Annotated in this window: 21 protein-coding genes and 1 tRNA gene; 3 read left to right on the forward strand and 19 right to left on the reverse strand. The window is 39.5% G+C overall.

The annotated features are described in order from the left end of the window. Window positions 1–2: 2 nt before the first annotated feature. Complete coding sequence (locus TASI_RS05870; protein WP_014111847.1) at window positions 3–1,034, reverse strand: HpaII family restriction endonuclease; 1,032 nt, start codon at window positions 1,032–1,034, stop codon at window positions 3–5. Then, window positions 1,018–2,019, reverse strand: coding sequence for a DNA cytosine methyltransferase (locus TASI_RS05875; protein ID WP_014111848.1), 1,002 nt, complete (start codon window positions 2,017–2,019; stop codon window positions 1,018–1,020). Before TASI_RS05875 ends, TASI_RS05870 begins: the two co-directional genes overlap by 17 nt. 98 nt (window positions 2,020–2,117) lie before the next feature. Between TASI_RS05875 and TASI_RS05880 the strand changes: the two genes are divergently transcribed. After that, complete coding sequence (locus TASI_RS05880) at window positions 2,118–3,050, forward strand: Dyp-type peroxidase (protein WP_014111849.1); 933 nt, start codon at window positions 2,118–2,120, stop codon at window positions 3,048–3,050. Here TASI_RS05880 and TASI_RS05885 read toward each other — a convergent pair. From TASI_RS05885 to pstS, 5 genes are all read right to left on the reverse strand, one after another. Continuing rightward, window positions 3,051–3,124, reverse strand: a tRNA-Cys gene (locus TASI_RS05885). 98 nt (window positions 3,125–3,222) lie between these two features. Beyond that, on the reverse strand, window positions 3,223–4,008 hold the full coding sequence (gene pstB / locus TASI_RS05890) for a phosphate ABC transporter ATP-binding protein PstB (RefSeq protein ID WP_014111850.1): 786 nt from the start codon (window positions 4,006–4,008) through the stop codon (window positions 3,223–3,225). A 29-nt stretch (window positions 4,009–4,037) separates the two neighbouring features. Beyond that, a complete protein-coding gene (pstA, locus tag TASI_RS05895) occupies window positions 4,038–4,934 on the reverse strand; it encodes a phosphate ABC transporter permease PstA (protein WP_014111851.1) in 897 nt (298 codons plus the stop codon). 15 nt (window positions 4,935–4,949) lie between these two features. Beyond that, window positions 4,950–5,909, reverse strand: coding sequence for a phosphate ABC transporter permease subunit PstC (pstC, locus tag TASI_RS05900; protein ID WP_014111852.1), 960 nt, complete (start codon window positions 5,907–5,909; stop codon window positions 4,950–4,952). Window positions 5,910–5,995: 86 nt separating this feature from the next. Continuing rightward, window positions 5,996–7,036 carry a phosphate ABC transporter substrate-binding protein PstS gene (gene pstS / locus TASI_RS05905; RefSeq protein ID WP_014111853.1) on the reverse strand — a complete coding sequence of 347 codons (1,041 nt, stop codon included), beginning with the start codon at window positions 7,034–7,036 and terminating at the stop codon, window positions 5,996–5,998. A gap of 178 nt (window positions 7,037–7,214) precedes the next feature. Between pstS and TASI_RS05910 the strand changes: the two genes are divergently transcribed. Then, window positions 7,215–8,705, forward strand: coding sequence for a Ppx/GppA phosphatase family protein (locus tag TASI_RS05910; protein ID WP_014111854.1), 1,491 nt, complete (start codon window positions 7,215–7,217; stop codon window positions 8,703–8,705). A gap of 20 nt (window positions 8,706–8,725) precedes the next feature. Here the strand turns inward: TASI_RS05910 and TASI_RS05915 are convergent, their stop codons facing one another. From TASI_RS05915 to TASI_RS05935, 5 genes are all read right to left on the reverse strand, one after another. Beyond that, a complete protein-coding gene (locus tag TASI_RS05915; RefSeq protein ID WP_014111855.1) occupies window positions 8,726–9,508 on the reverse strand; it encodes a GNAT family N-acetyltransferase in 783 nt (260 codons plus the stop codon). A gap of 19 nt (window positions 9,509–9,527) precedes the next feature. Then, the gene (gene glmM, locus TASI_RS05920) at window positions 9,528–10,895 is read right to left on the reverse strand and encodes a phosphoglucosamine mutase (RefSeq protein ID WP_014111856.1); all 1,368 of its coding nucleotides are present in this window, start codon (window positions 10,893–10,895) and stop codon (window positions 9,528–9,530) included. Next, window positions 10,892–11,743, reverse strand: a complete 852-nt coding sequence (gene folP / locus TASI_RS05925; RefSeq protein ID WP_014111857.1) for a dihydropteroate synthase — start codon at window positions 11,741–11,743, stop codon at window positions 10,892–10,894. The genes glmM and folP overlap by 4 nt, the downstream gene beginning before the upstream one ends. 1 nt (window position 11,744) lies before the next feature. Beyond that, the gene (ftsH, locus tag TASI_RS05930; protein WP_014111858.1) at window positions 11,745–13,646 is read right to left on the reverse strand and encodes an ATP-dependent zinc metalloprotease FtsH; all 1,902 of its coding nucleotides are present in this window, start codon (window positions 13,644–13,646) and stop codon (window positions 11,745–11,747) included. A gap of 116 nt (window positions 13,647–13,762) precedes the next feature. After that, complete coding sequence (locus TASI_RS05935; RefSeq protein WP_014111859.1) at window positions 13,763–14,398, reverse strand: RlmE family RNA methyltransferase; 636 nt, start codon at window positions 14,396–14,398, stop codon at window positions 13,763–13,765. Between TASI_RS05935 and yhbY the strand changes: the two genes are divergently transcribed. Then, the gene (gene yhbY, locus TASI_RS05940) at window positions 14,397–14,984 is read left to right on the forward strand and encodes a ribosome assembly RNA-binding protein YhbY (protein WP_014111860.1); all 588 of its coding nucleotides are present in this window, start codon (window positions 14,397–14,399) and stop codon (window positions 14,982–14,984) included. The two genes, TASI_RS05935 and yhbY, sit on opposite strands and share 2 nt — an antisense overlap. Here yhbY and greA read toward each other — a convergent pair. The 7 genes from greA to TASI_RS05975 form a co-directional block, all read right to left on the reverse strand. Continuing rightward, the gene (greA, locus tag TASI_RS05945) at window positions 14,981–15,457 is read right to left on the reverse strand and encodes a transcription elongation factor GreA (RefSeq protein WP_014111861.1); all 477 of its coding nucleotides are present in this window, start codon (window positions 15,455–15,457) and stop codon (window positions 14,981–14,983) included. The two genes, yhbY and greA, sit on opposite strands and share 4 nt — an antisense overlap. A 95-nt stretch (window positions 15,458–15,552) precedes the next feature. Continuing rightward, window positions 15,553–16,878, reverse strand: a complete 1,326-nt coding sequence (locus TASI_RS05950; protein WP_014111862.1) for a solute carrier family 23 protein — start codon at window positions 16,876–16,878, stop codon at window positions 15,553–15,555. A gap of 44 nt (window positions 16,879–16,922) precedes the next feature. After that, entirely contained in the window at window positions 16,923–17,387 is a 465-nt protein-coding gene (gene bfr, locus TASI_RS05955) for a bacterioferritin (protein WP_014111863.1), read from the reverse strand. 119 nt (window positions 17,388–17,506) lie between these two features. Further along, window positions 17,507–20,752 (reverse strand): carbamoyl-phosphate synthase large subunit, encoded by a 3,246-nt coding sequence (carB, locus tag TASI_RS05960; RefSeq protein ID WP_014111864.1) that lies wholly within the window; start codon window positions 20,750–20,752, stop codon window positions 17,507–17,509. Window positions 20,753–20,757: 5 nt separating this feature from the next. Next, a complete protein-coding gene (gene carA / locus TASI_RS05965) occupies window positions 20,758–21,909 on the reverse strand; it encodes a glutamine-hydrolyzing carbamoyl-phosphate synthase small subunit (protein WP_014111865.1) in 1,152 nt (383 codons plus the stop codon). A gap of 44 nt (window positions 21,910–21,953) precedes the next feature. After that, on the reverse strand, window positions 21,954–22,550 hold the full coding sequence (recR, locus tag TASI_RS05970) for a recombination mediator RecR (RefSeq protein WP_014111866.1): 597 nt from the start codon (window positions 22,548–22,550) through the stop codon (window positions 21,954–21,956). A 3-nt stretch (window positions 22,551–22,553) separates the two neighbouring features. Beyond that, window positions 22,554–22,880, reverse strand: a complete 327-nt coding sequence (locus TASI_RS05975; protein ID WP_028884071.1) for a YbaB/EbfC family nucleoid-associated protein — start codon at window positions 22,878–22,880, stop codon at window positions 22,554–22,556. Window positions 22,881–22,884 lie beyond the last annotated feature (4 nt).

The following is a 22,884-nucleotide window of genomic DNA, read 5'->3' on the forward strand; positions in this document are numbered from 1 at the left end:
AGTTAAATAAATCTGATTTGTAAATTTAGTTTTATCCTATTTTCTCCTGATTCTTCATATACAAAACCAAATTTATGTCTGGTAGTTGAAGGAGTTTCAAATTTTGTATTATTAAGAAGATAATCCTCAAATTCATTCCTATTTCTTTGGTGGTAAAGTAACATATCACCATTTGATTTAATAATCAAAAATCCTCCGCTTGCTTCATCTTTTCCATCCCAAGGTGTGGAAGGTTTCATACCAAGAGCGATTGATCTTAAAAAACTTTTGAATTTAAATTCGTAGGATTTAATATTTAATAGATTAAGGGGATTTAGTTGAGTTAATTTTTCAACAACACTTTTGCATGATCTAGTTCTATGACAGTAATATTGGATGAGAGCTGTGGCTAATAATTCATCAAATTGATTGTCTATAAATTGTAGATTCGCTAGAAAAGTAGGATTTTCAGTTGATATGTACTCTAGATTGCTGGAAACACAATCAAGAGATTCATGCAAAGTATGAAACTTTTTTACTAAGTAATTTCCTCTGACCCTAAATATAAAATTTGTTGACTTGCTAGCATTCAAAAGTGATGAGGAATGTCCTAGCTGAGATTTGATTGAAAAGGCTACTTTATAAATATTTGAAGTGAAAATATCCTTCAAGTGAAGAATAATATCGGATTTATCTCTTGATGGAGCTTTGAGGGAGGTGATACCAATCCTAGAAAGAAATGACTCAGTTTTTGGTATTAAAAAACTAGTTTTTTGTGCTTTCAATAGTTCATTTAATAGATAATAGTATTCTTCGGAAAATTCTGCTTTCGAAATCTTTAACTTAAATTTTCCATTTAAATATATATCTATTTGATCATTTATCTTAAATAGAAAATTACCCAACTTATCTTTTCTTTCTAAACCTACAACTGGTGATGACTCTATACTTTGCTTTTCAAATTTAAAGTCTGTTGCATGTAAAACATTGCTCGATAGAATATAGAATAAAGCTAACACCTCAGACCATTCACCTTTATTACCTACTAGTGCCATTCTTACTATCCTTCAAAGCATCTTTAATTCTTAGGGCAATTGCTTTAACTACAGGGACAGTAACGGAATTTCCAAGTTGTTTATATAAATGCGTATCAGCAATAGGTAATTTGAATGTTTCTGGAAAGCCCTGTAGTCTAGCCCATTCTCTCGGTGTCATTCTTCTAACAAACTCTTTATTTATTTCTCCCTTGATATTTGTTTTAGGTGTGAAATCTTTAAGTCTGTTATCTACTATTAAATTGCGTTCCCTTCCCATACCACCGCATACAATTGCTCCCGCAATAGATTCAGGATCTCGAATTTCATACCCAAATCCATTACCTTTTAATGCATGTCTCTCTTTATGTTTTTTTAGAGTGCTTAGATAGGTTTCAGAAAGATAATATTTATTTGAAACTTCTGTTTTTTCAAGAATATCTTTCAATTTAACAGAATCATTAATTCCTTCAGGAAAATCAAATCTGCGAATCCCTAGATTTTCCCTGAAAGCAACTATATATATTCGTTCCCTGTTTTGAGGAACTCCGAAATTTTTACTATTTAAGACTTGAAAAAATACTTCATAACCTAATTCTTTAAGCACATTAAGAATTATTTTAAAGGTCGTCCCTTTATCATGATTCACTAAATTTTTAACATTTTCAGCGAATACAACTTTCGGTTTATGAAACTTAATTATTCTCGCAACATCAAAAAACAACGTCCCTCTAGCATCATCAAAACCCATTTTTCTGCCAGCAGCTGAAAAAGCTTGGCATGGAAAACCTGCAAGTAAAAAGTCGTGAGCAGGAATATCAGCTTCTACTTCTTTGGTTACGTCACCGTGAATAATCTTTTTACTAGAAAAATTTGAAACATAAGTTTTTACTGCATTGGAATCAATTTCACTTGCGTAAACAGTTTTGAGTTTTTCACCAAAAGCCTGTTCAAATCCCAGTCTAATACCACCAATTCCAGCGAATAAATCAATAGAAGAATACACAAAATTTCCTTAAGTCCCATTAGTTATATTTTAATAATAAAATAAGATATCTAAAGAGCATGGATAAATCCGTCCACTCTAACTAAATAGGAGATGTTATGTCCTGTCATTGTCAAACCTCTATACTCCCTGATGGTGCAAAATTCGGAATATTTATTGAAGCAGACCTAAAAACGGAGGATTACGAAGGCATTGCCAACGCATGTTCTAAACTTCAATCAATTGAAGATGATCTTAAAAATAAATTTCCAAACGATATGCTAGGCATGTCTGTTGGGTTTGGTGCGAAGCTATGGAACAAGTACGCTCAAACCATAGACGGTCGCCGTGAGGGGCATGAAATCAAGCCATTCGAGGGATATGGCCACGGCATGGCACCTGCAACTCAGCATGATTTATTAATTCATATCCAATCTATGCGAAATGATATCAATCTTGATTTAGCGACTAAGGTTTGGGCTTTACTAAGGCCTTATTTTGAGCCTAAAGATGAGACCCATGGGTACCGCATGCTTGAAGATCGTGGGCACGATGGATTTGTGGATGGCACAGAAAATCCGAAAGATGAGGATGCTGTAAAGGCGGCTGTTATTGCTCAAGAATTCTGTGATGCGGGTGGCAGCTATGTTTTGATTCAAAAATATATCCATGATATGGACAAATGGAACGCACTTAGTGTTCAAACACAAGAGGCTTCTGTGGGTCGCAAAAAGGATTCTGATGAGGAACTCGATAAATCTGTGAGGCTTCCTGATTCGCATTTAGGTCGCACTGATATTGCTGAAAATGGTATAGATCTTAAGATCCTAAGACGTAGCCTTCCTTATGGAGATATCACTGGTGATCGTGGACTAATTTTCTGTGGATACTGTGCTACATTGCATAATCTAGATCAGCAACTAAAAAGCATGTTTGGGGATTTGGACGGGAAGATTGATCTTTTAGTACACCATTTCTCAAAGCCAGTAACAGGATCGTTTTACTTCGTGCCGAATCAAGAAAGGTTGCACACCTTGCGTGTTCAAAATTAATGGAGGCGCGAAGCGGAGTCGAACCGCTCTAAACGGATTTGCAATCCGCTGCATAACCGCTTTGCTATCGCGCCACAAGTTAAAGCCTATTATTATAACGAATATATTAGTTTATTCAAATAAAAAACGAGCCATTAAGACTCGTTTTTTTGTTTCTATTAGGTGGCAATGCTTAGCCGAATCGTCCAGTAATATAGTCTTGAGTCGCTTGCTCTTTAGGTGTGTGGAAGATTTGTTCTGTTTCACCAAATTCAATCAATTCACCTAAGTACATATAAGCAGTGTAATCAGAGCAACGTGCAGCTTGTTGCATGTTGTGAGTTACAATCGCTACTGTATAGTCTTTCTTAAGTTCAGTAATCAGCTCCTCAATCTTAACTGTAGAGATTGGGTCAAGAGCAGAACATGGTTCGTCAAGAAGAATAACTTCAGGCTTAACAGCAACACCGCGTGCAATACAAAGACGTTGTTGTTGACCACCAGATAAACCCGCACCGCTTTGATCAAGTTTATCTTTAACTTCGTTCCAAAGAGCAGCTTTAACTAAAGCCCACTCTACGCGCTCGTCCATTTCACGTTTAGATAATTTTTCGAACAATCTAACACCGAAAGCCACATTATCGTAGATACTCATTGGGAATGGAGTTGGTTTTTGGAAAACCATACCAACTTTTGCACGAATAATTGAAATATCAGTTTTAGTATTCAGGAGGTTTTCACCGTCCATAATGATTTCACCTGTTGCGCGTTGACCAGGATATAGTTCAAACATGCGGTTAAAGGTGCGCAAAAGAGTTGATTTACCGCATCCTGATGGACCAATAAATGCTGTAACGCAGTTGCGGGGTATACGCATATTCACATTTTTAATTGCGTGAAACGAACCATAATAAAAGTCTAAGTTATTAACTTCTATTTTTGTATCAGCTGGAGAAATTAGTTCATAAGTAGAGTTCATTTAAATTTCCTAAAAATTAAATCTGCGTATTATTTTTTAAAGATGCTACGAGCTAAGATATTTATACCAAGAACGAACAACGTAATTACGGTAGCACCAGCCCAAGCTAAGGCGTTCCAATCTTCATAAGGGCTATCTGCGTATTGGTAAATTGTAACTGGAAGGTTAGCCATAGGTTGACTCATATCTAAAGAACCGAATTGGTTGTTTAGAGCCGTAAATAGTAATGGTGCTGTTTCACCTAGAATACGTGCAATAGCAAGAAGAACGCCAGTAATAATACCTGCGATAGCTGCACGATAACAAATCTTAGTAATCATTTTCCATTTAGGGCATCCAAGAGCTACAGCCGCTTCACGTAAACTATTTGGAATAAGTAAAAGCATATTATCCGTAGTTCTTACAACTACTGGAATCAAAATAATAGCCAATGCTACTGCACCCGCCCAACCTGAATAATGACCTTGTTGAGCAACGATAAGGGCATAAATAAATAGACCAATTACGATTGATGGAGCTGATAAAAGCACGTCGTTAAGGAACCTAGTAGTTGGTGCTAACCACCCTCTTTGGCCATATTCAGCAAGGTAAGTCCCTGCAAGAACCCCAATTGGTGTACCGACTATAGTAGCTACGGTAGTCATTAAGAATGATCCAAGAATGGCATTTCGTAAGCCGCCACCGCCGCCAGGACCAGAAGTTGGCTCAGTGAATAATTCTAGATTAATAGCTGCAGCACCTTCAACTATTAGAACCCAGATAATCCAAAACAACCAAAACAAACCGAAGGCCAACGCAATAAATGAAAGCGTAAGCATAACTATATTTGTAAGTCTACGTTTTTTGAATAAAGGGTTTTTTACGCTAATGGCACTGTTAGCTAATTTTGGTGCCATATTATTTGGAGTTTGTGTAACTGTATTCATTTTCATGCCACCTAATTAAGATTTTTTACCTTCTTTACGTTCCATTCTTGAAACCATCCAACGAGATAGAGCTAGTACTACTGTTGTAATCAAGAATAGAATTAAACCAAGCTCAATAAGAGCAGATTTTTGAATACCATAGGCTTCATTAAATCCGTTTGCAATCGCTGAGGCGATTGATGTCGCAGAGTCATAAACGCTCTCTGGCAGATTAAAGGAGTTACCGATAACAAGAGTAACGGCCATTGTTTCACCAAGTGCTCGACCAAGACCTAACATGATACCACCCACTACACCATTTTTAGTGTAAGGAAGAACTACTTTCCACATAACTTCCCATGTTGTAGATCCTAATCCATAAGCAGATTCTTTGTGCATTGGAGGGACAACTTCAAATACGTCACGCATAATAGAAGCAATATATGGAATAACCATAATTGCAAGAATCAGACTGGCTGTAAATAAACCGATACCCATCGGGGCACCTTGGAATAGGAAACCAATAAGTGGCAATTCTCCAAAAGTGTCGATAATTAAGGGTTGAACATTTCTGGCATACCATGGGGCAAAAATAAATAAACCCCACATACCATAAATAATTGATGGAATCGCAGCTAACATCTCAACGGCAGTACCCAATGGTCTACGTAACCAAAGAGGTGCTAGTTCAGTTAGGAACATTGCGATACCAAAAGAGACAGGTATAGCGATAATTAAAGCAATAAAAGATGTAACTAATGTACCAACGATAGGAGCTACAGCACCGTAAACGTCGTTAATCGGATCCCAATCATTAGTCCATAAAAAAGAAAAGCCCCATTTCATAATGGTTTCACGGCTTTCCCAAATCAGAGATAAAAGAATAGCGGCCAACAGAATAAACACAAAAAAAGCCATAAAACGCGTAGCGTTGGCAAATAATGCATCTAGGAATACACCGCGACTTTGAGTATTGTTAGCGTCTTTTGATTGCATGATAACTTTAATAGTTGAGTAAAGAAAAACATGGCAGTCTAATAGACCGCCATGTTACTAATCTAAGGTCATAAGACTATGTCTAATTACCAAATAGATTTACCGTCAGCAGTTTTAAGCTGAGCTTTCCATTCTTCACGGATTGCATTAGTAACTGAATCTGGAAGTGGAACATAGTCTAAATCAGATGCAGTTTTAGCACCTTTAGTCCAAGCATAATCGAAGAATTGAAGAGCTGTTTTAACTTCTTCAGGTTTTTCTACATTTTTGTGAACTAAGATGAAAGTAGCTGAAGTCATAGGCCAGCTATCAGCACCTGGTTCGTTTGTAAGAACAACGCCCATACCAGGAGTACCTTTCCAGTCAGCATTAGCTGCAGCTGCTGCGAAAGTAGATTGTTCTGGTTGAACTACTTTACCTTCAGCGTTTTTCATAGCAGCCCAAGCTAAACCATTTTGTTTAGCATAAGCGTATTCAACATAACCAATAGAGAAAGGGATTTTAGATACTAAACCAGCAACGCCACCGTTACCTTTACCGCCTTGACCAGTAGGCCATTTAACAGATTTACCTTCGCCTACTGAGTTTTTCCAATCAGCAGAAACTTTAGAAAGGTAGTTAGTGAAACCGAAAGAAGTACCAGAAGAGTCAGAACGGTGAACTACGATGATATCAGCGTCTGGAAGAGAAGTGTTACCATTAAGTTCTTTGATCTTAGGGTCATTCCATTTTTTAATTTTACCCATGTAGATATCAGCTAGAACTTCACCAGTTAAGACTAGTTGACCTGGTTTTAGACCAGTGATATTAACAACAGCAACAGTACCACCAACTACTGAAGGGAATTGGAAAAGACCGTTTTCGTTAAGTTTTTCTGCACTTAATGGGTCGTCTGAACCAGCGAAATTAACAGTTTTACCGATGATAGCTTTTTGACCACCACCAGAACCGATTGATTGATAATTGATTTTGTGGCCAGTTTCTTTTTCGAAATCAGAAGCCCATTTAGAATAAACTGGGTAGGGGAATGATGCCCCTGCACCAGTTACTTCAACTGCTTGAACAGCGAATGATGCAGTGCTAAGAGCAACTGCAACAGTAATACCTTTTAAAGCGTGTTTTAACATAGTAAGTCCTCAAACTAGGATAAATCCATATAATAGAAAGAAAGTATCAGGGCAGTCCCTGACTTGTGCTTAATGTTAAGTTTCAAATATGACGTGAATATGACATTTGTGTAAATTCTTAAATTACAAGTAATTGTGTTTAAGGTAAAATGTTGCAACTTTTTTTGGACTATCATTTATGAACTCTGCTTCCCTTCTGGCTGCTGTTGATTTAGGCTCTAATAGTTTTAGACTTTCAGTTGGCAGAGTAGTTGAACTTAGCAATGGTATAAGACAAATCTACTCTATAGATCGCCTTAAGGAAACTGTTAGACTTGCTGCTGGTTTGAATGAAAATCTCGTACTCGATGACATTGCCATCTCTAGAGCTGAAGCCGTTCTTAAGATGTTTGGAGAAAGGATAAAAGATTTTCCACCCCAAAATGTTAGGGCTGTGGCTACGAACACATTCCGAGTAGCAAAAAACGCTAACAAATTGTTACAAGTATCAGAGGCGGCACTAGGCTTTCCTATCGAAGTGATATCAGGCCAAGAAGAAGCAAGGCTTATATTTTCCGGAGTAGCACATGAATTGCCACCATCTAAAGAAAATAGGCTTGTAATAGATATAGGTGGCGGATCTACAGAGTTCATTATCGGAAAAGGCTTAGAGCCACAAATTATGACTTCACTCCATATGGGGTGTGTGAGCTTTTCAAAAGCTTTTTTCCCTAAACGAGAACTTAGCGAAAAGGCATTTGCACAAGCGGAACTTGCGGCATCAAAAGAAATTGAGGTGATTCGCAAATCCTATACAAGCATTGGGTGGAAGCAAGCATTTGGATCATCTGGCACGGCAAAGGCTTTAGTGGCTGTTCTTGAGGATACTGGGTATTCTGAAAAAGGTATCACTCTTGAGGGCATGTTAAAGCTGCGTAAAACGATGATTAAGTACGGTATGAATTATTCCTCTCATGTGCTTGGACTAAAAACCGATAGGACGGAAGTATTGCCAGCAGGGCTTTCTATCATGATTGCTATTTTTAAGTCATTGGGTATCAAACAAATGCATCAAGGCGAAGGGGCACTGCGAGTCGGTGTGTTATACGATATGCTCGGCCGTCAAGCTGATACTGATAAGCGCGATGAAACGGTAGACTTGTTTATGCATCGTTATCATATAGATAAAAGGCAAGCGTATAGAGTTGAGTCTCTCGCACTCAATCTCTTCGATGATATGGGAGAAGGATCTGAAGAGGATCGAAAATACCTGACTTGGGCTGCGAAACTTCATGAAATTGGCCTAAGTATTTCTCAATCTTCATATCATAAACACACGGCATATGTCTTGGAAAATGCGGATTTGCCAGGGTTTTCAAAGGATGAGCAAAAAAATCTTGCTCTGATTTCTCTAATGCATCATGGGTCTTTGAATAAAGTCGATCTAGATACTTTAGATGCAAGTAAGATTCGTGCAATTCTAAGTCTACGATTGGCCGTGCTATTCTCAAGAAGTCGTCAGGATCTAGGTCTTCGTGAGATACAGCTGACTCATAAGAAAGAAAAATCCTTCGTATTGGAGGTTCCGAAGGATTGGATTAGCAATCACCCTCTGACTAAATACAGCCTTAATCTTGAGGCAGATCAGTGGATGAATGCAGGATACAATTTGAAAATCAAGGGTTATTAATCTATTTTTTAAAAGATGGATTAAGCAGACACCTCTTTTGAGAACTGATCAAACTGTTTATAGTACCTTTTGTCCATAGCTTCCTTATCGATGATAATCGGAAAGTCGCATGAATTAAAGCTCTCATCGAATGTAGGTTTTCCGCAAATATAGGCACCCACTTTGATATAACCTTTAATAAGTGAATGAAATTTTGTTTGATTATCTTGATTCTCTGGCAATGATTCCAATTTCTCTATCGGATATGGATTTAGCGGAATTACTTCGGCCCTCTCAGGATGCTTTTCCATCTCTGATTTTGCATATCTCCAAACTTCAGCAGCTTGGAAACCGCCATCAGCTAAGCTAACACTTGCACAACCTAACATATAACGTGCTTGATAAAACTCCATATATTTTGCAAGACCAGCCCAAAGCAGCATGATTACAGAACCTGATCGATAATCAGTGTGTGTGCAAGAACGGCCACACTCAGCTAGAAGAGGTCGAATATTATTAAGACTATCGATATTAAATTCTCCCTCGGAATAATATCTTCCCGCTTTAACTGCATTTTTAGGGCTCAAAGTCCTATAAGTGCCCACTACTTTTTTCTTATCGTTATCGATAACCATTAGATGGTCGCAAAAATCATCAAAATAATCGATATCAATATCGTCTCGTTCAAATTTAACGCCCAATTCTGAAGAGTAAATTTCATGCCTTAATTTTTGTAGGGCTTTCACCTCTTCAGGTTCAGTGGCAATGCTTAACGTAAAGCTAGGTTCTCTGGATGTTGCTTGCGTTGTTAGTAGTTCACGCATATTATTATTTCCTTAAAATCTAATTACTCAATTCTACAGCAGCTAATTCATCAACTGCAGATTGAGCTACTTTTTTATCTTCAGCCTCGACCATAATTCTAAGTTTAGGCTCTGTGCCCGATGGTCTTATGAGCACTCTTCCCTTATTACCTAACTGAGCTTTGATTTCTTCCACTTTAGTAAGAAGCGATTTATTAGATTGCCAATCAAAGCCCTTTTCGCATGGAACGCTCACCATGACTTGAGGATACATATTTAAATCTGCAATCCAGTCCTTGAGTGTAGAATTATGCCTAACAGTACCTCTCAAAACCTGAAGTGCCGATATAATCCCATCTCCTGTGGAATGTTGATCAAGACATAAAATATGCCCTGAGCTCTCTCCACCTATCTTCCAGCCTTTGTCGAGAAGCTCTTGCATAACATATCGGTCGCCCACTTTTGCTCTAATTAGAGGGATTCCTAATTCATTTAGTCGCTTCTCTAAACCATAATTGGTCATAAGTGTACCAACTAATCCGTCAAGGGCATAAATTTCATTACGACCCATACGTTCGTAACGAGATAGTCTGTCCTTAACTATGGCATACAACAAATGATCACCATTATATATTGTGCCTTCATTATCACACATTACTATTCGATCTGCGTCACCATCGAGGGCAATGCCGAGATCTGCCTCGTGCTTAATTACTTCTTGTGCTATTGATTCTGGGTGAAGTGCCCCCATTGCATCGTTGATATTTAGCCCATCAGGCTTATCTCCTATGGATATGACATCGGCCCCAAGTTCTTGAAAAACTGGTGCGGCAATGCGATAGGCGGCTCCATGTGCTGCATCTACAACAATTTTAAGCCCGCGCAAATCCAAATCACCCGCAAACGTACTTTTGCAAAACTCGATATATCGACCAGAAGCGTCATTTATCCTGCGAGCCTTGCCAATTTGATCAGATCCTACACATCCAAGCGGCTCATCGATTAAATTTTCAATCTGCAGCTCAACATCATCCGGAAGTTTTGTACCCTCTCCAGAAAAGAATTTAATACCATTATCGTAGAAAGGATTGTGAGAAGCACTAATAACTATACCTGCATCCAAACGAAAAGCTTTAGTCAAATAAGCAACCGCAGGAGTGGGTATTGGTCCAGCAAGCAATACATCGATTCCAGCCGCTGACAATCCAGCCTCTAGGGCTGATTCCAACATATAGCCTGAAACGCGCGTGTCTTTTCCGATAAGGACACTCGGGCGCTTTGTGTTCTTATGCTCTTTAGTTAGAACCTTTCCTGCAGCATAACCAAGCCTTAAAGCAAATTCGGCGTTGATAACATCACCGCCTACTTCACCCCTAACACCATCAGTACCAAAATATCTTCTACTCATTTTCTTCTATGCTGATTAATCTTGTCTCTAATCATCATGGCCTGCTTAGTTTCAAGTACATCGTGTACGCGAATAATGTTCGCACCTAAATCAAGCCCAACCATAGCACCATAGACACTGACAACCACCCTATCTCGTGGAGGGATATCAAGAAGAGAGCCAAACATCATTTTGCGAGAAATGCCGAGTAGCAATGCATATCCCAAATCTTTAAATTCATCTAGATTAGAGAGAATATCGTAATTTTGATCAATTGTTTTACCGAACCCACATCCAGGATCAATGCAAATTCTATTGGTGGCAATGCCCTTGCTTTCTGCTTCCTTGGCTCTTCTTAAGAGATATTCCTTCAAAAATGCAACCACATCACCTTGATAGTCTGGTGGATTTAGCTGCATAGTTTTAGGCTCCCCATGCATGTGCATAATACAAACACCTGCTTTAGGAAATTTAGAGACTACATCAATTGCCCCAGGCTTTTCTAGACCATTTATGTCATTTATCATGTCTACACCAGCCTCTAGAACAATCTTCATAACTTCGGGTTTGAAAGTGTCCACAGAAATAGGTACACCCGCATTTTTTAAACCCTCGATTACAGGCAATATACGTGCCACTTCATCTTCCGCACTTACAGGATCGGAACCTGGACGGGTAGATTCCCCACCGATATCAATAATATCGGCCCCGTCTCGAATTAATTTAAGTCCGTGTTCAATTGCAGTATCTGTAGTAGCATGAAAGCCACCATCTGAAAACGAATCAGGGGTAACATTGACGATACCCATGATTCGCGGAGATTCATTAAGGTCGATTTCATATCGACCGCATAAAAAAGGAGACACCATTCTAAACTGGTTTAGCTGATTCTTTTGGAGGAACTACACCACCAGCAGATGGAGGAGGCGAAGCATCACCTGTCACATCATAAGGGGCTGCAGGGTCTTTAGGAGGAGAAGGCTCTTTTCCGTCCATAATTTCTTTGATTTGGTCTGCATCAATTGATTCCCATTCAAGCAGAGCCTTAGCCATAACTTCGATTTTCTCGCGATTAGATTCAATAATATCGCGGGCAACTTTATATTGCTCATCGATAATTTTGCGAATCTCTTTATCGACTTGTTGCATGGTAGCTTCCGACACATGAGTCGTTTTAGTTACGCTTCGACCTAGGAACACTTCGTTTTCGTTTTCTGCGTAAACCATAGGACCTAGAGAATCAGTCATACCATAACGAGTAACAATATCTCTGGCAATGCTTGTGGCTCTCTCAAAGTCATTTGAAGCACCAGTAGTCATCTGATTCATAAAGACTTCTTCTGCGATACGGCCACCAAATAGCACGGCAATCATATTTAGTAGACGCTCTTTATCCATACTATATCTATCTTCCTCTGGAAGTTGCATGGTTACACCTAAAGCACGACCACGAGGAATAATAGTGACTTTATGAACTGGGTCTGTTTTCGGTAGTACATAAGCTACTACTGCATGACCAGATTCATGATAAGCTGTATTTTTACGCTCCTCTTCTGGCATAACCATAGATTTACGTTCCGCACCCATAATGATTTTATCTTTAGCTCTTTCAAAATCGAGCATATCAACTGTGCGACCATTTCTACGAGCAGCAAAAAGTGCCGCTTCGTTTACTAGATTAGCTAAATCCGCACCCGAAAACCCGGGTGTACCGCGTGCAAGAATGGAGGCATCCACATTTGGTGCAAGCGGAACTTTACGCATGTGAACTTTTAAAATTTGAGTACGTCCACGGACATCAGGAAGATTAACAACAACCTGCCTATCAAAACGTCCTGGTCTAAGTAATGCAGGGTCTAGTACATCTGGACGGTTAGTAGCTGCAATAACGATAACAGACTGACCAGATTCAAAGCCGTCCATTTCAACTAACATTTGGTTTAGAGTTTGTTCACGTTCATCATTTCCGCCACCAAGACCTGCACCGCGCTGACGACCAACAGCATCAATTTCATCAATAAAAATAATGCAAGGAGCGTGTTTTTTTGCGTTTTCGAACATATCACGCACACGAGAAGCACCTACACCCACAAACATCTCTACAAAATCAGAACCTGAGATAGTAAAAAATGGGACCTTAGCTTCACCTGCGATTGCTTTAGCCAACAGTGTTTTACCTGTTCCTGGAGGGCCTACCATAAGCACACCTCTAGGAATACGTCCTCCAAGCCTTTGGAATCTAGAAGGATCTTTTAAGAATTCAACAATTTCCTGAACATCTTCTTTTGCTTCGTCCACTCCAGCAACATCCGCAAAAGTAATATTGTTATTTTTTTCGTCCAGCATACGTGCACGGGATTTACCGAAGCTGAATGCCCCACCTTTTCCGCCACCTTGCATCTGGCGCATGAAAAATATCCATACACCAATAAGCAAAATCATAGGGAACCATGATATTAATGCACTTAATAAAAATGATGGTTTTTCAGGAGGTCGAGCAGAAACTCGAACACCGTTTTCCATAAGATCACTAACCATCCAAATATCGCTAGGACTTGTTAGTTCGTACTGACGACCATCAGACTGAGTAACATTTAGGGTGTTACCTTGAATGACAACAGATTGAATTTTACCGTTCTTAGCGTCTTCCATAAACTGGCTGTAAGAAACAGCAGAAGCATAAGGACCGCGATCATCGTACTGACGAAATACGGTAAATAGAACAATAATGAATATCGCCCATAAAGCGAATTTAGAAAATGAATTATTCAAAATTTATCCTCTATAGATTGTAATTCTTATAGAAAGAACTAATTATTCTACACCATACCACTTGGATATGAGGGTAAAAGTATATTTATTCAAGATTAGCACAATATTAAGGAATTTTATTTTGCTTTTAATCTTTTACCGACTATAAAAGTTTCTGATGATTTATCGCGTGAAGCCTTAGGCTTTATTTCAACTACTCTTACAAAATTTTTCTTAAATAATTCAACAAGTTGAGAGAATCCGCTTCCGTGAAAGGCCTTAACTATAAGTGCCCCTTCGGGTTTTAGATGATTTGTAGCAAAATCAACTGCCAACTCAACCACATGCTCAATTCGTGCAGAGTCAGCAGAACTTATTCCAGATAAGTTAGGGGCCATATCCGAAATAACGAGATCAACCTGTTGATGACCTACTTTTTCTTCTAGTTGTTCTAAAACCTCATCATCTCTAAAATCGCCTTGAATAAACTCAACCCCTTCGATATGTTCCATTGGTAGTAAATCAAGTGCGATAACCCTTCCATCAATCTCGCCTTTATGCAACAGTCTTTCTCTAGCCACTTGAGACCAACTACCTGGAGAAGAACCTAAGTCGACTATAATGTCTCCTCTTCGCATAAGCTTCTCAGTGTCTAAAATTTCAATAAGTTTGAAAGCGGCACGAGCCCTGTATCCCTTTTGTTGAGCCAATTTAACGTAGGGATCATTTATATGTTGATGAATCCAATTTTTAGAAAATTTATTTTTAGCCATGAATATTGAATCAAAAAATCAAAAACTTTCTTCTAAAGAAAAAAGTTTATTAAGATCAAGTGCCCATAGTTTAAAGCCAGTGGTTATGATTGGGGATAACGGTTTAACAGAATCTGTTTTACAGGAAATCGATCACAATTTAAACGCACACGGACTTATTAAGATTAAAGTTGCAGGGGACGATAGATCTTACAGAATCGAACTTGCAGATCAGATAATTAAAAACCTCAACTGCGAAATCATCTCCCATGTAGGTAAGATTTTAACTATTTATAGAGAAAACGATATCTACAGATCACTTATAAAACAAAGTAAACCACGTCAAGCTAGCGAAAGACTTCCTAATGAAGCTTATATAACTAAAAAGCAAGCTGCCGCAGGTAAAAGGGCAGGCCCAACTAGCTCAACTACACTAAACAAGGGCGGAAAAGCTAAAGCAAAACCTATTTCAAAAGCAGGTAAACCCGCACCTAGGACAGCTGATTCTAAAACTAGTAAACCTAAAGAATCTGTTCGTAAGCCATCAATCCCAAGAAGAAAAGGAAGTTCACTCACACTTAGGGCGGGTCGTAGAAATAAGGATTAAATATACTCTACACTTAGTATTTCATATTCTTTTTCGCCTGAAGGTACATTGATTTTAATCGTGTCACCTTCATGCTTACCGATTAGACCGCGGGCTACAGGACTAGATATTGAAATAGTATTTAGTTTTATATCTGCTTCAGCATCACCCACTAATTGGTATCTTACATGCTCGCCACTATCAAGATCCTCAAGCTCTACAGTTGCACCAAAGACAATCTTATCTCCTGCCTCTAAAGTTGACGGTTCGATAATTTGAGAATTAGATAAAACGCCCTCTAATTCCTTAATCCTTGCTTCGATAAAGCCCTGTCTTTCACGAGCAGCATCATATTCAGCATTTTCGCTAAGATCGCCTTGTGCTCTAGCCTCAGCTATGGCTTGAATAACAGCTGGTCGCTCAACCGTTTTTAATTTTTGTAATTCTTCAGTAAGTCTAATCGATCCTGCTTTAGTCAATGGTAGTGTAGCCATAATCCCTCTAAGAAAAATTAAAGACGCCCTACTGACTCGTAGAGCGTCCAAACATTTAGTAATTATAATTAAGAAAAATAAAATTACAAGTTAGATTAGGTTTTCGGTATTTCCTTTGATTTTAAATTTAATAGGGCATAAAGAATAATAGCCGTAAAAGTGGCCGTACCAATACCCTCTAATTTAAAGCCTCCAAATTCAATTGCAAAATTTCCTGCACCCATAATTAGCGTTACAGCAGCGACTATAAGATTTTTATTATCGGAGAAATCTACTCGATTGATAACCCATATCCTAGCCCCTGAGATGGCAATGAGCCCGAATACGACCATCGAAACTCCTCCCAATACAGGACCAGGGATACTATTTATCAAAGCACCAAATTTTGGTGAAAATCCAAGCAATACAGCAAATGCAGCAGCTACCAAAAATAAAAGAGTGGAGTAAATTTTTGTGACCGCCATAACACCAATATTTTCAGCATAAGTTGTGACACCAGTGCCACCCAATGAGCCAGAAATCATGGTAGCCACACCGTCCCCCATAAAAGCACGACCTAGATATTTATCAAGATCCTGACCAGTCATGGCACTAACAGCCCTAATATGGCCCAAATTCTCAACTACTAAAATCACAGCAACTGGCAATATTACTGTTATCGCAGAAAACTTAAATTCAGGTGCTGTTAAAGTTGGCAATCCAAACCAAGGGGCATTATTCAAAGCTGTAAAGTCTATAGGAATCCCAAATCCAAATATATTAGTTAATAAAAAATAGACTAGATATGAACATATAAGACCTAGTAGAATTAATAATCTTTGAGCGGTACCACGTGTAAATACTGCAACAAAACCAACGCTTAGTACCGTAAGCATTGCCATCATGGCATCAAAAGAGCTTCCAGAAGCCATGGCACTCTTAGCCGCGATAGGGGCTAAATTTAAGCCTATAACCGCAACGATAGCACCTGTAACAACAGGAGGCATAAGTTTATCAATCCAACGAGTAGCACTGCCATTTTTAGAGGCATATGAGACTAAAAGACCAAATAATGCATAGACTAAGCCGCACATTATTATGCCACCCAATGCAACGCCAATATTTGGATTAGGGCCTGATCCTGCTGCGTAGCCCGTTACAGAGACAACGCCTCCAATAAAGGCAAAACTAGAGCCTAAATAGCTAGGAACACGACCACCTACAAAAATAAAGAAGATAAAAGTACCTAATCCAGACATTAAAACAGCCAGATTTACATCAAATCCCATAAGCAAAGGGGCTAAAACCGTGGCACCGAACATTGCAACTACGTGTTGTGCACCCATTAGAAGAGATTGAAGGGGAGGTAAATATTCGTGCGGAGCGACTACCTGCCCCGCTTGGATTGAAGTAACTTTTTTAAACTGTGGGAAATAAGACATTTTAAAAAATAAAAAAGGGAGGTAAACCCTCCCATTTTGAAGTATTACTGCTTAGACTGCAAGTAATTTTGAAGACCCATCTCGTCGATAAGCCGTAATTGCTGCTCTAGCCAGTGAGCATGGTCTTCCTCAGTATCTTGCAACTGATCTACCAAAATATCACGAGAAACAAAGTCGCGTTCTTCCTCGCATATTACGATTCCTTTCTTTAGGTCCTCACGAACTTTTAGCTCTAGGGCTAGGTCGTTCTTAAGCATGCTTACAACATCAGAGCCGACGTTAATTTTCTCAACCTGCATGTTTGGAATGCCTTCAAGAAGAAGTACACGACGAATCAATGCGTCTGCGTGTTGCGTCTCTTCTTCCATCTCATGATTAAGACGCTCATACAATTTTGAATATCCCCATTCATCATACATACGAGAATGTATGAAATATTGATCGCGGGCACCAAGTTCGCCAGATATTAAATGGTTAAAGTATTCGATAACTTTTTGGCTTCCCTTCATGGATTGCTCCTTAGTTTCTATTAATAATGATAGTTTATTGTAGGGCTAAACCACGAAGAATCAATGGTTAAGCCCTTTTTCAGCTCATTTGGTAAATCTGAATTACTCTCAATTGCATTCTAGTTAGCAGCCTGATTCGATTCATGAATAGATTGTAAGGGATAAACACGAATGCCCTTTTCTAATCTCAAGTATTTCAAACCCTCTACAGCAGCCGAGGCTTCTGCGATTGTCGTATAAGCCGTAACTCTAGCAGAAAGTGCATTTGTCCTAATGGAGCGAGAATCGTTGATAGCATTTCGCTTTTCTTCAACCGTATTGATAACTAGATTCAATTCTCCATTTTTAAGCATATCCACGATATGAGGACGCCCTTCCGTAACCTTATTTACAACCTGAACCGGAATGCCTGCTTCATAAATTGCACTTGCAGTTCCTCGGGTTGCACATATTTTGAAACCAAGATCTAGCAATCCTTTGGCAATAGGTATGATTTTCGGCTTATCGGAATCTTTAACGCTCAAGAATACAAGCCCCGCTTTAGGTAAATCGATTCCTGCGGCGATTTGTGATTTCACAAATGCTTCGCCGAATGTCTCACCGACTCCCATAACCTCGCCAGTAGATTTCATCTCAGGTCCTAAAATGGTATCGACTCCTGGGAATTTTGCAAAAGGAAATACTGCCTCTTTTACACAATAAAGCTTAGGCGATTTCTCTTCTGTTACACCGAGATCTTTCAGAGATTTTCCGGCCATTACACGTGCTGCAATCTTCGCTACTGGCAATCCTGTAGCTTTTGAGACAAATGGAACTGTTCTAGAGGCCCTTGGATTAACTTCAAGAACATATACTTCATTAGCTTGAATTGCAAATTGAACATTCATAAGACCGCGAACATTTAATGCTTTGGCCATAAGTCGCGTTTGACGTTTAATTTCTTCGATCATCTCTTTAGTTAAAGAGTGCGGTGGAAGACTGCAAGCCGAATCTCCCGAATGAACGCCAGCTTGCTCAATATGCTCCATAACTCCAGCTACATAAACATCAGTACCATCACAAATACAATCAACATCAATCTCAATTGCATCATTCAAATAACGATCTAGCAACACAGGAGAGTCATTGGATACCTTAACAGCCGCCGTCATATACCGCTCAAGGTCCATCTGGTCATGCACAATTTCCATCGCACGACCGCCTAAAACATACGAAGGACGCACTACAAGCGGATACCCAATCTCATTTGCCAGTGTCAATGCTTCCTCTTCAGTTCTCGCAGTTCGATTCGGAGGCTGTTTCAAATTAAGTTTCTGTAAAAGTTTTTGGAATCTCTCGCGGTCTTCTGCAATATCAATCGATTCTGGGCTGGTTCCAAGAATCGGTACCCCATTTAGCTCTAAATCGCTTGCAAGTTTAAGTGGCGTTTGACCTCCATATTGCACAATAACACCCACTGGTTTTTCAACTTCCACAATCTCAAGCACATCTTCCAAAGTCAATGGCTCAAAATAAAGCCTATCTGCCGTATCGTAGTCTGTGGACACCGTCTCAGGATTACAGTTGACCATAATGGTTTCATATCCATCGCTTTTGAGCGATAAAGCCGCATGTACACAACAATAGTCAAATTCTATCCCTTGTCCAATGCGATTTGGTCCGCCCCCTAACACCATAATTTTCTTTTTGTTAGTTGGCAATGCTTCCGATTCCTCTTCATATGTGGAATACATATAAGCTGTCTTAGTATCAAACTCAGCTGCACATGTATCAACACGTTTATAAACTGGTCGCACTCCTTGTTGAATTCTTATCTTACGAATCTCAGATTCTGAAGTATCTAATAGATAGGCTAATCGTCTATCCGAGAACCCCTCACGTTTAAGTAATCGCATAATTTCCGCATCGATATCACCTAAAGTTTTTTGCTCTAATGCAAGTTCGATATCAACGATTTCTTTGATTTGCTCTAAGAACCATAAATCTATTTTCGTAAGTCTATGCACATCTTCAATAGAGAAGCCACGATCAAAAGCATCCGCCACAAACCAAATACGTTCTGGTCCAGGCTCAGCGAGTTCAACTTGAAGTTTTTCAAGATCCACAGTTTTTAAATTTAGCCCATCAACACCAACTTCAAGACCACGCAATGCTTTTTGGAATGATTCTTTGAAAGTGCGACCAATGGCCATAACTTCACCAACTGATTTCATTTGAGTAGTTAAACGTGAATCAGCTTGTGGGAATTTTTCAAATGCAAATCTAGGAATTTTGGTAACTACATAATCCAGTGTCGGTTCAAATGAAGCAGGAGTTGCACCCCCCGTTATTTCATTTGATAATTCATCAAGAGTATATCCAACAGCAAGACGTGATGCCACTTTTGCAATAGGGAATCCTGTTGCTTTCGATGCCAATGCAGATGAGCGTGATACACGAGGATTCATCTCAATAACAATCATGCGACCATTTTCTGGATTGACGGCAAATTGCACATTCGATCCACCAGTATCCACGCCAATCTCGCGTAAAACAGCTATCGATGCATCGCGCATGATTTGATATTCTTTATCTGTCAATGTCTGAGCTGGTGCTACCGTAATCGAATCCCCAGTATGCACACCCATAGGGTCCAAATTTTCTATTGAACAAATAATGATGCAGTTATCAGCCTTATCGCGAATAACCTCCATCTCGAATTCTTTCCACCCTAAGAGAGACTCTTCAATTAGCAATTCATTCGTAGGAGATGCTTCCAATCCACGTGTACAAATTACTTCAAACTCTTCTGGATTGTAGGCAATGCCCCCGCCCGTGCCCCCAAGAGTAAAACTTGGGCGGATTACTACAGGGAATCCCGCTGTCCCAATCTCTTCAGCTATGCGTCGCTGAACTTCCCACGCTTCTTCCATACTGTGGGCAATGCCTGATTTAGCCGACTCTAGTCCAATAGAAGACATAGCTTCTTTAAACTTCATCCTATCTTCAGCTTTCTCAATAGCTTGTGCATTTGCCCCTATTAGCTCAACTCCATGTTTCTCTAATACACCTTTTTTGGACAGCTCCAAAGCACAATTGAGTGCAGTTTGGCCACCCATAGTTGGCAGAATCGCATCAGGCTTTTCTATCTCGATTACTTTTTCTAAAGACTTCCACGTAATCGGCTCTATATAAATTACATCGGCCGTATCTGGGTCCGTCATAATAGTCGCAGGATTACTATTTACAAGAATAGTTCTATAACCATCCGCCTTTAATGCCTTGCAGGCCTGAGCTCCAGAATAATCGAATTCACATGCTTGTCCAATAACGATTGGACCTGCCCCAATAATCAAAATACTTTTGAGATCTGTACGTTTAGGCATAATTATTACTTAGCCTCCATGAGGCCGATAAATTTGTCGAAAAGTGGGAGAGTATCGTGAGGTCCAGGACTTGCTTCTGGGTGCCCTTGAAAGCAAAATGCTGGTCTATCGGTAAGTTCAAATCCTTGTAAACTGCCGTCAAATAAAGATATATGAGTAACCTTAGTATTTGGTGGCAATGTCTCCGCATCCACCGCAAATCCGTGATTTTGCGAGGTAATAAATACACTATCGGTCTGCAGATCTTTTACTGGATGGTTTGCTCCATGATGTCCAGCTTTCATCTTCAGAGTTTTAGCTCCCAATGCCAAACCCATAATCTGATGGCCCAAACATATCCCAAATAATGGAACTTTCTTATCTAAAATTACCCTTGCCGTCTCAATAGCATATTCAACAGCTTGTGGATCACCAGGACCATTAGCCAGAAACACCCCATCTGGATTTAAGGCCAATACATCTTCTGCTTTTGTTGTCGAAGGCACTAACGTAACCTTACAACCCCTTTCATGCAAAAGACGCAAGATGTTATATTTAATTCCAAAGTCATAAGCCACAACATGAAACTTGCTTGGAACATCGCTTGAATAGCCATTCTTCAAAGACCAAGCCCCTTGAGTCCAGTCAATGTTTTCTTTGACCGATGCTTCAGACGCTAGATCTTGGCCAACCATTCCAGGATAGTTTTTAGCTAACTCAACAGCCTTTTCTTCATCCTCGCCCACGAAAATGCAGGCTCCTTGAGCACCCTTTTCTCTAAGTATGCGAGTGAGTTTTCTAGTATCGATCTCAGAGATAGCAACAATGCCGTTTTCCTTTAAATACTCTGGCAATGATTTCTCAGCCCTAAAAGATGACACTACTTTTGGACAATTTCTAATAACAAGCCCAGCCGCCCTAATCACGTCAGACTCTATGTCTTCGCTGTTAATGCCTGTATTTCCGATATGGGGATAAGTAAGAGTGATAATTTGCTGTGAATAGCTTGGATCAGTAAGGATTTCTTGATATCCCGTCATACTGGTATTAAAAACAATTTCACCTGTGGTATGACCATCAGCTCCAATTGAAATGCCCTTAAAAACAGTACCATCAGCCAGTGCAAGAATAGCACTAGGGAATTCTTTTTCTCCCTTAGTTAAAAGTGCGTGAAGCATTGTGCAATTCCGAAAAAAAATACTTTTAATTATAACGTTTGAGACTATTTCTTTCTATCGTTTAAAGCCCATGCAATAGTGGCAGCATCAACATATTCAAGCTCACTGCCACTTGGTACACCCCTAGCAATTCGTGATGTATTAATACCCATCTCAGTCAGAAATGTCTTAATAAAATGAGCTGTAGTCTCACCTTCAGCCGTAAAGTTGGTGGCAATGATTACCTCTCTTACATCCGAGTCCTTAACTCTTTCAATTAAATGTTCAAAGTTAAGCCCTTGTGCACCTTTAGATGACATAGGAGATATCCTGCCCATCAAAACAAAATATAGCCCATTAAATCCATGGCTCTCTTCAATGCGAACCAAATCCGCAGGAGTCTCAACCACGCATAAAAGAGACGCATCTCTTTTGCTTGATGCACAAATATCACATATATCCGTGCTAGAGAAATTATTGCATTTGTGGCAATGTTTAAGTGTCTGCAAAGCCCTTTGAAGATTTATAGCAAGATACTCTGCCCCGCTCCTATCGTGCTGTAATAGGTGATAAGCCAGTCTCCTAGCGGTTCTAACACCAATACCTGGTAAATTCGCAATTGAATCTACAAGTGCTTGGAGTGGCTCAGGTTCTCGAGTCATAAATTAGAATGGAAGTTTCATTCCACCAGGAAGAGTTAAACCGCCTGTCACAGCTTCCATCTTCTCTTTTGAAGTCTCCTCTGCTTTACGATGTGCATCGTTAAGAGCTGCAGCAATCAAATCCTCCAAAAATTCTTTATCTTCTTCAAGGACAGAATCATCGATGGAGACACGTTTTACTTCATGATTGCAAGTCATAGAAACTGTAACTAGATTTCCGCCAGCAACTCCTTCAACTACTGTGTTGCTAAGCTCCTCTTGTGTTTGTTTCATCTTATCTTGCATCTGCTGAGCTTGCTTCATCAAGCCAGCAATCTTACCTTTCATCATAATG

Origin of the sequence: Taylorella asinigenitalis MCE3 (genome assembly GCF_000226625.1) — a bacterium.
GTDB classification, from domain to species: domain Bacteria; phylum Pseudomonadota; class Gammaproteobacteria; order Burkholderiales; family Burkholderiaceae_B; genus Taylorella; species Taylorella asinigenitalis.

Excerpts from the sequence above, each read along its gene's own strand:
- TASI_RS05870 (WP_014111847.1), bottom strand. The coding sequence starts at position 1,034 with ATGGCACTAGTAGGTAATAAAGGTGAATGGTCTGAGGTGTTAGCTTTA.
- TASI_RS05880 (WP_014111849.1), top strand. The coding sequence starts at position 2,118 with ATGTCCTGTCATTGTCAAACCTCTATACTCCCTGATGGTGCAAAATTC.
- pstB (WP_014111850.1), bottom strand. The coding sequence starts at position 4,008 with ATGAACTCTACTTATGAACTAATTTCTCCAGCTGATACAAAAATAGAA.
- pstA (WP_014111851.1), bottom strand. The coding sequence starts at position 4,934 with ATGAATACAGTTACACAAACTCCAAATAATATGGCACCAAAATTAGCT.
- pstC (WP_014111852.1), bottom strand. The coding sequence starts at position 5,909 with ATGCAATCAAAAGACGCTAACAATACTCAAAGTCGCGGTGTATTCCTA.
- pstS (WP_014111853.1), bottom strand. The coding sequence starts at position 7,036 with ATGTTAAAACACGCTTTAAAAGGTATTACTGTTGCAGTTGCTCTTAGC.
- TASI_RS05910 (WP_014111854.1), top strand. The coding sequence starts at position 7,215 with ATGAACTCTGCTTCCCTTCTGGCTGCTGTTGATTTAGGCTCTAATAGT.
- TASI_RS05915 (WP_014111855.1), bottom strand. The coding sequence starts at position 9,508 with ATGCGTGAACTACTAACAACGCAAGCAACATCCAGAGAACCTAGCTTT.
- glmM (WP_014111856.1), bottom strand. The coding sequence starts at position 10,895 with ATGAGTAGAAGATATTTTGGTACTGATGGTGTTAGGGGTGAAGTAGGC.
- folP (WP_014111857.1), bottom strand. The coding sequence starts at position 11,743 with ATGGTGTCTCCTTTTTTATGCGGTCGATATGAAATCGACCTTAATGAA.
- yhbY (WP_014111860.1), top strand. The coding sequence starts at position 14,397 with ATGAATATTGAATCAAAAAATCAAAAACTTTCTTCTAAAGAAAAAAGT.
- TASI_RS05935 (WP_014111859.1), bottom strand. The coding sequence starts at position 14,398 with ATGGCTAAAAATAAATTTTCTAAAAATTGGATTCATCAACATATAAAT.
- greA (WP_014111861.1), bottom strand. The coding sequence starts at position 15,457 with ATGGCTACACTACCATTGACTAAAGCAGGATCGATTAGACTTACTGAA.
- TASI_RS05950 (WP_014111862.1), bottom strand. The coding sequence starts at position 16,878 with ATGTCTTATTTCCCACAGTTTAAAAAAGTTACTTCAATCCAAGCGGGG.
- bfr (WP_014111863.1), bottom strand. The coding sequence starts at position 17,387 with ATGAAGGGAAGCCAAAAAGTTATCGAATACTTTAACCATTTAATATCT.
- carB (WP_014111864.1), bottom strand. The coding sequence starts at position 20,752 with ATGCCTAAACGTACAGATCTCAAAAGTATTTTGATTATTGGGGCAGGT.
- carA (WP_014111865.1), bottom strand. The coding sequence starts at position 21,909 with ATGCTTCACGCACTTTTAACTAAGGGAGAAAAAGAATTCCCTAGTGCT.
- recR (WP_014111866.1), bottom strand. The coding sequence starts at position 22,550 with ATGACTCGAGAACCTGAGCCACTCCAAGCACTTGTAGATTCAATTGCG.
- TASI_RS05975 (WP_028884071.1), bottom strand. The coding sequence starts at position 22,880 with ATGATGAAAGGTAAGATTGCTGGCTTGATGAAGCAAGCTCAGCAGATG.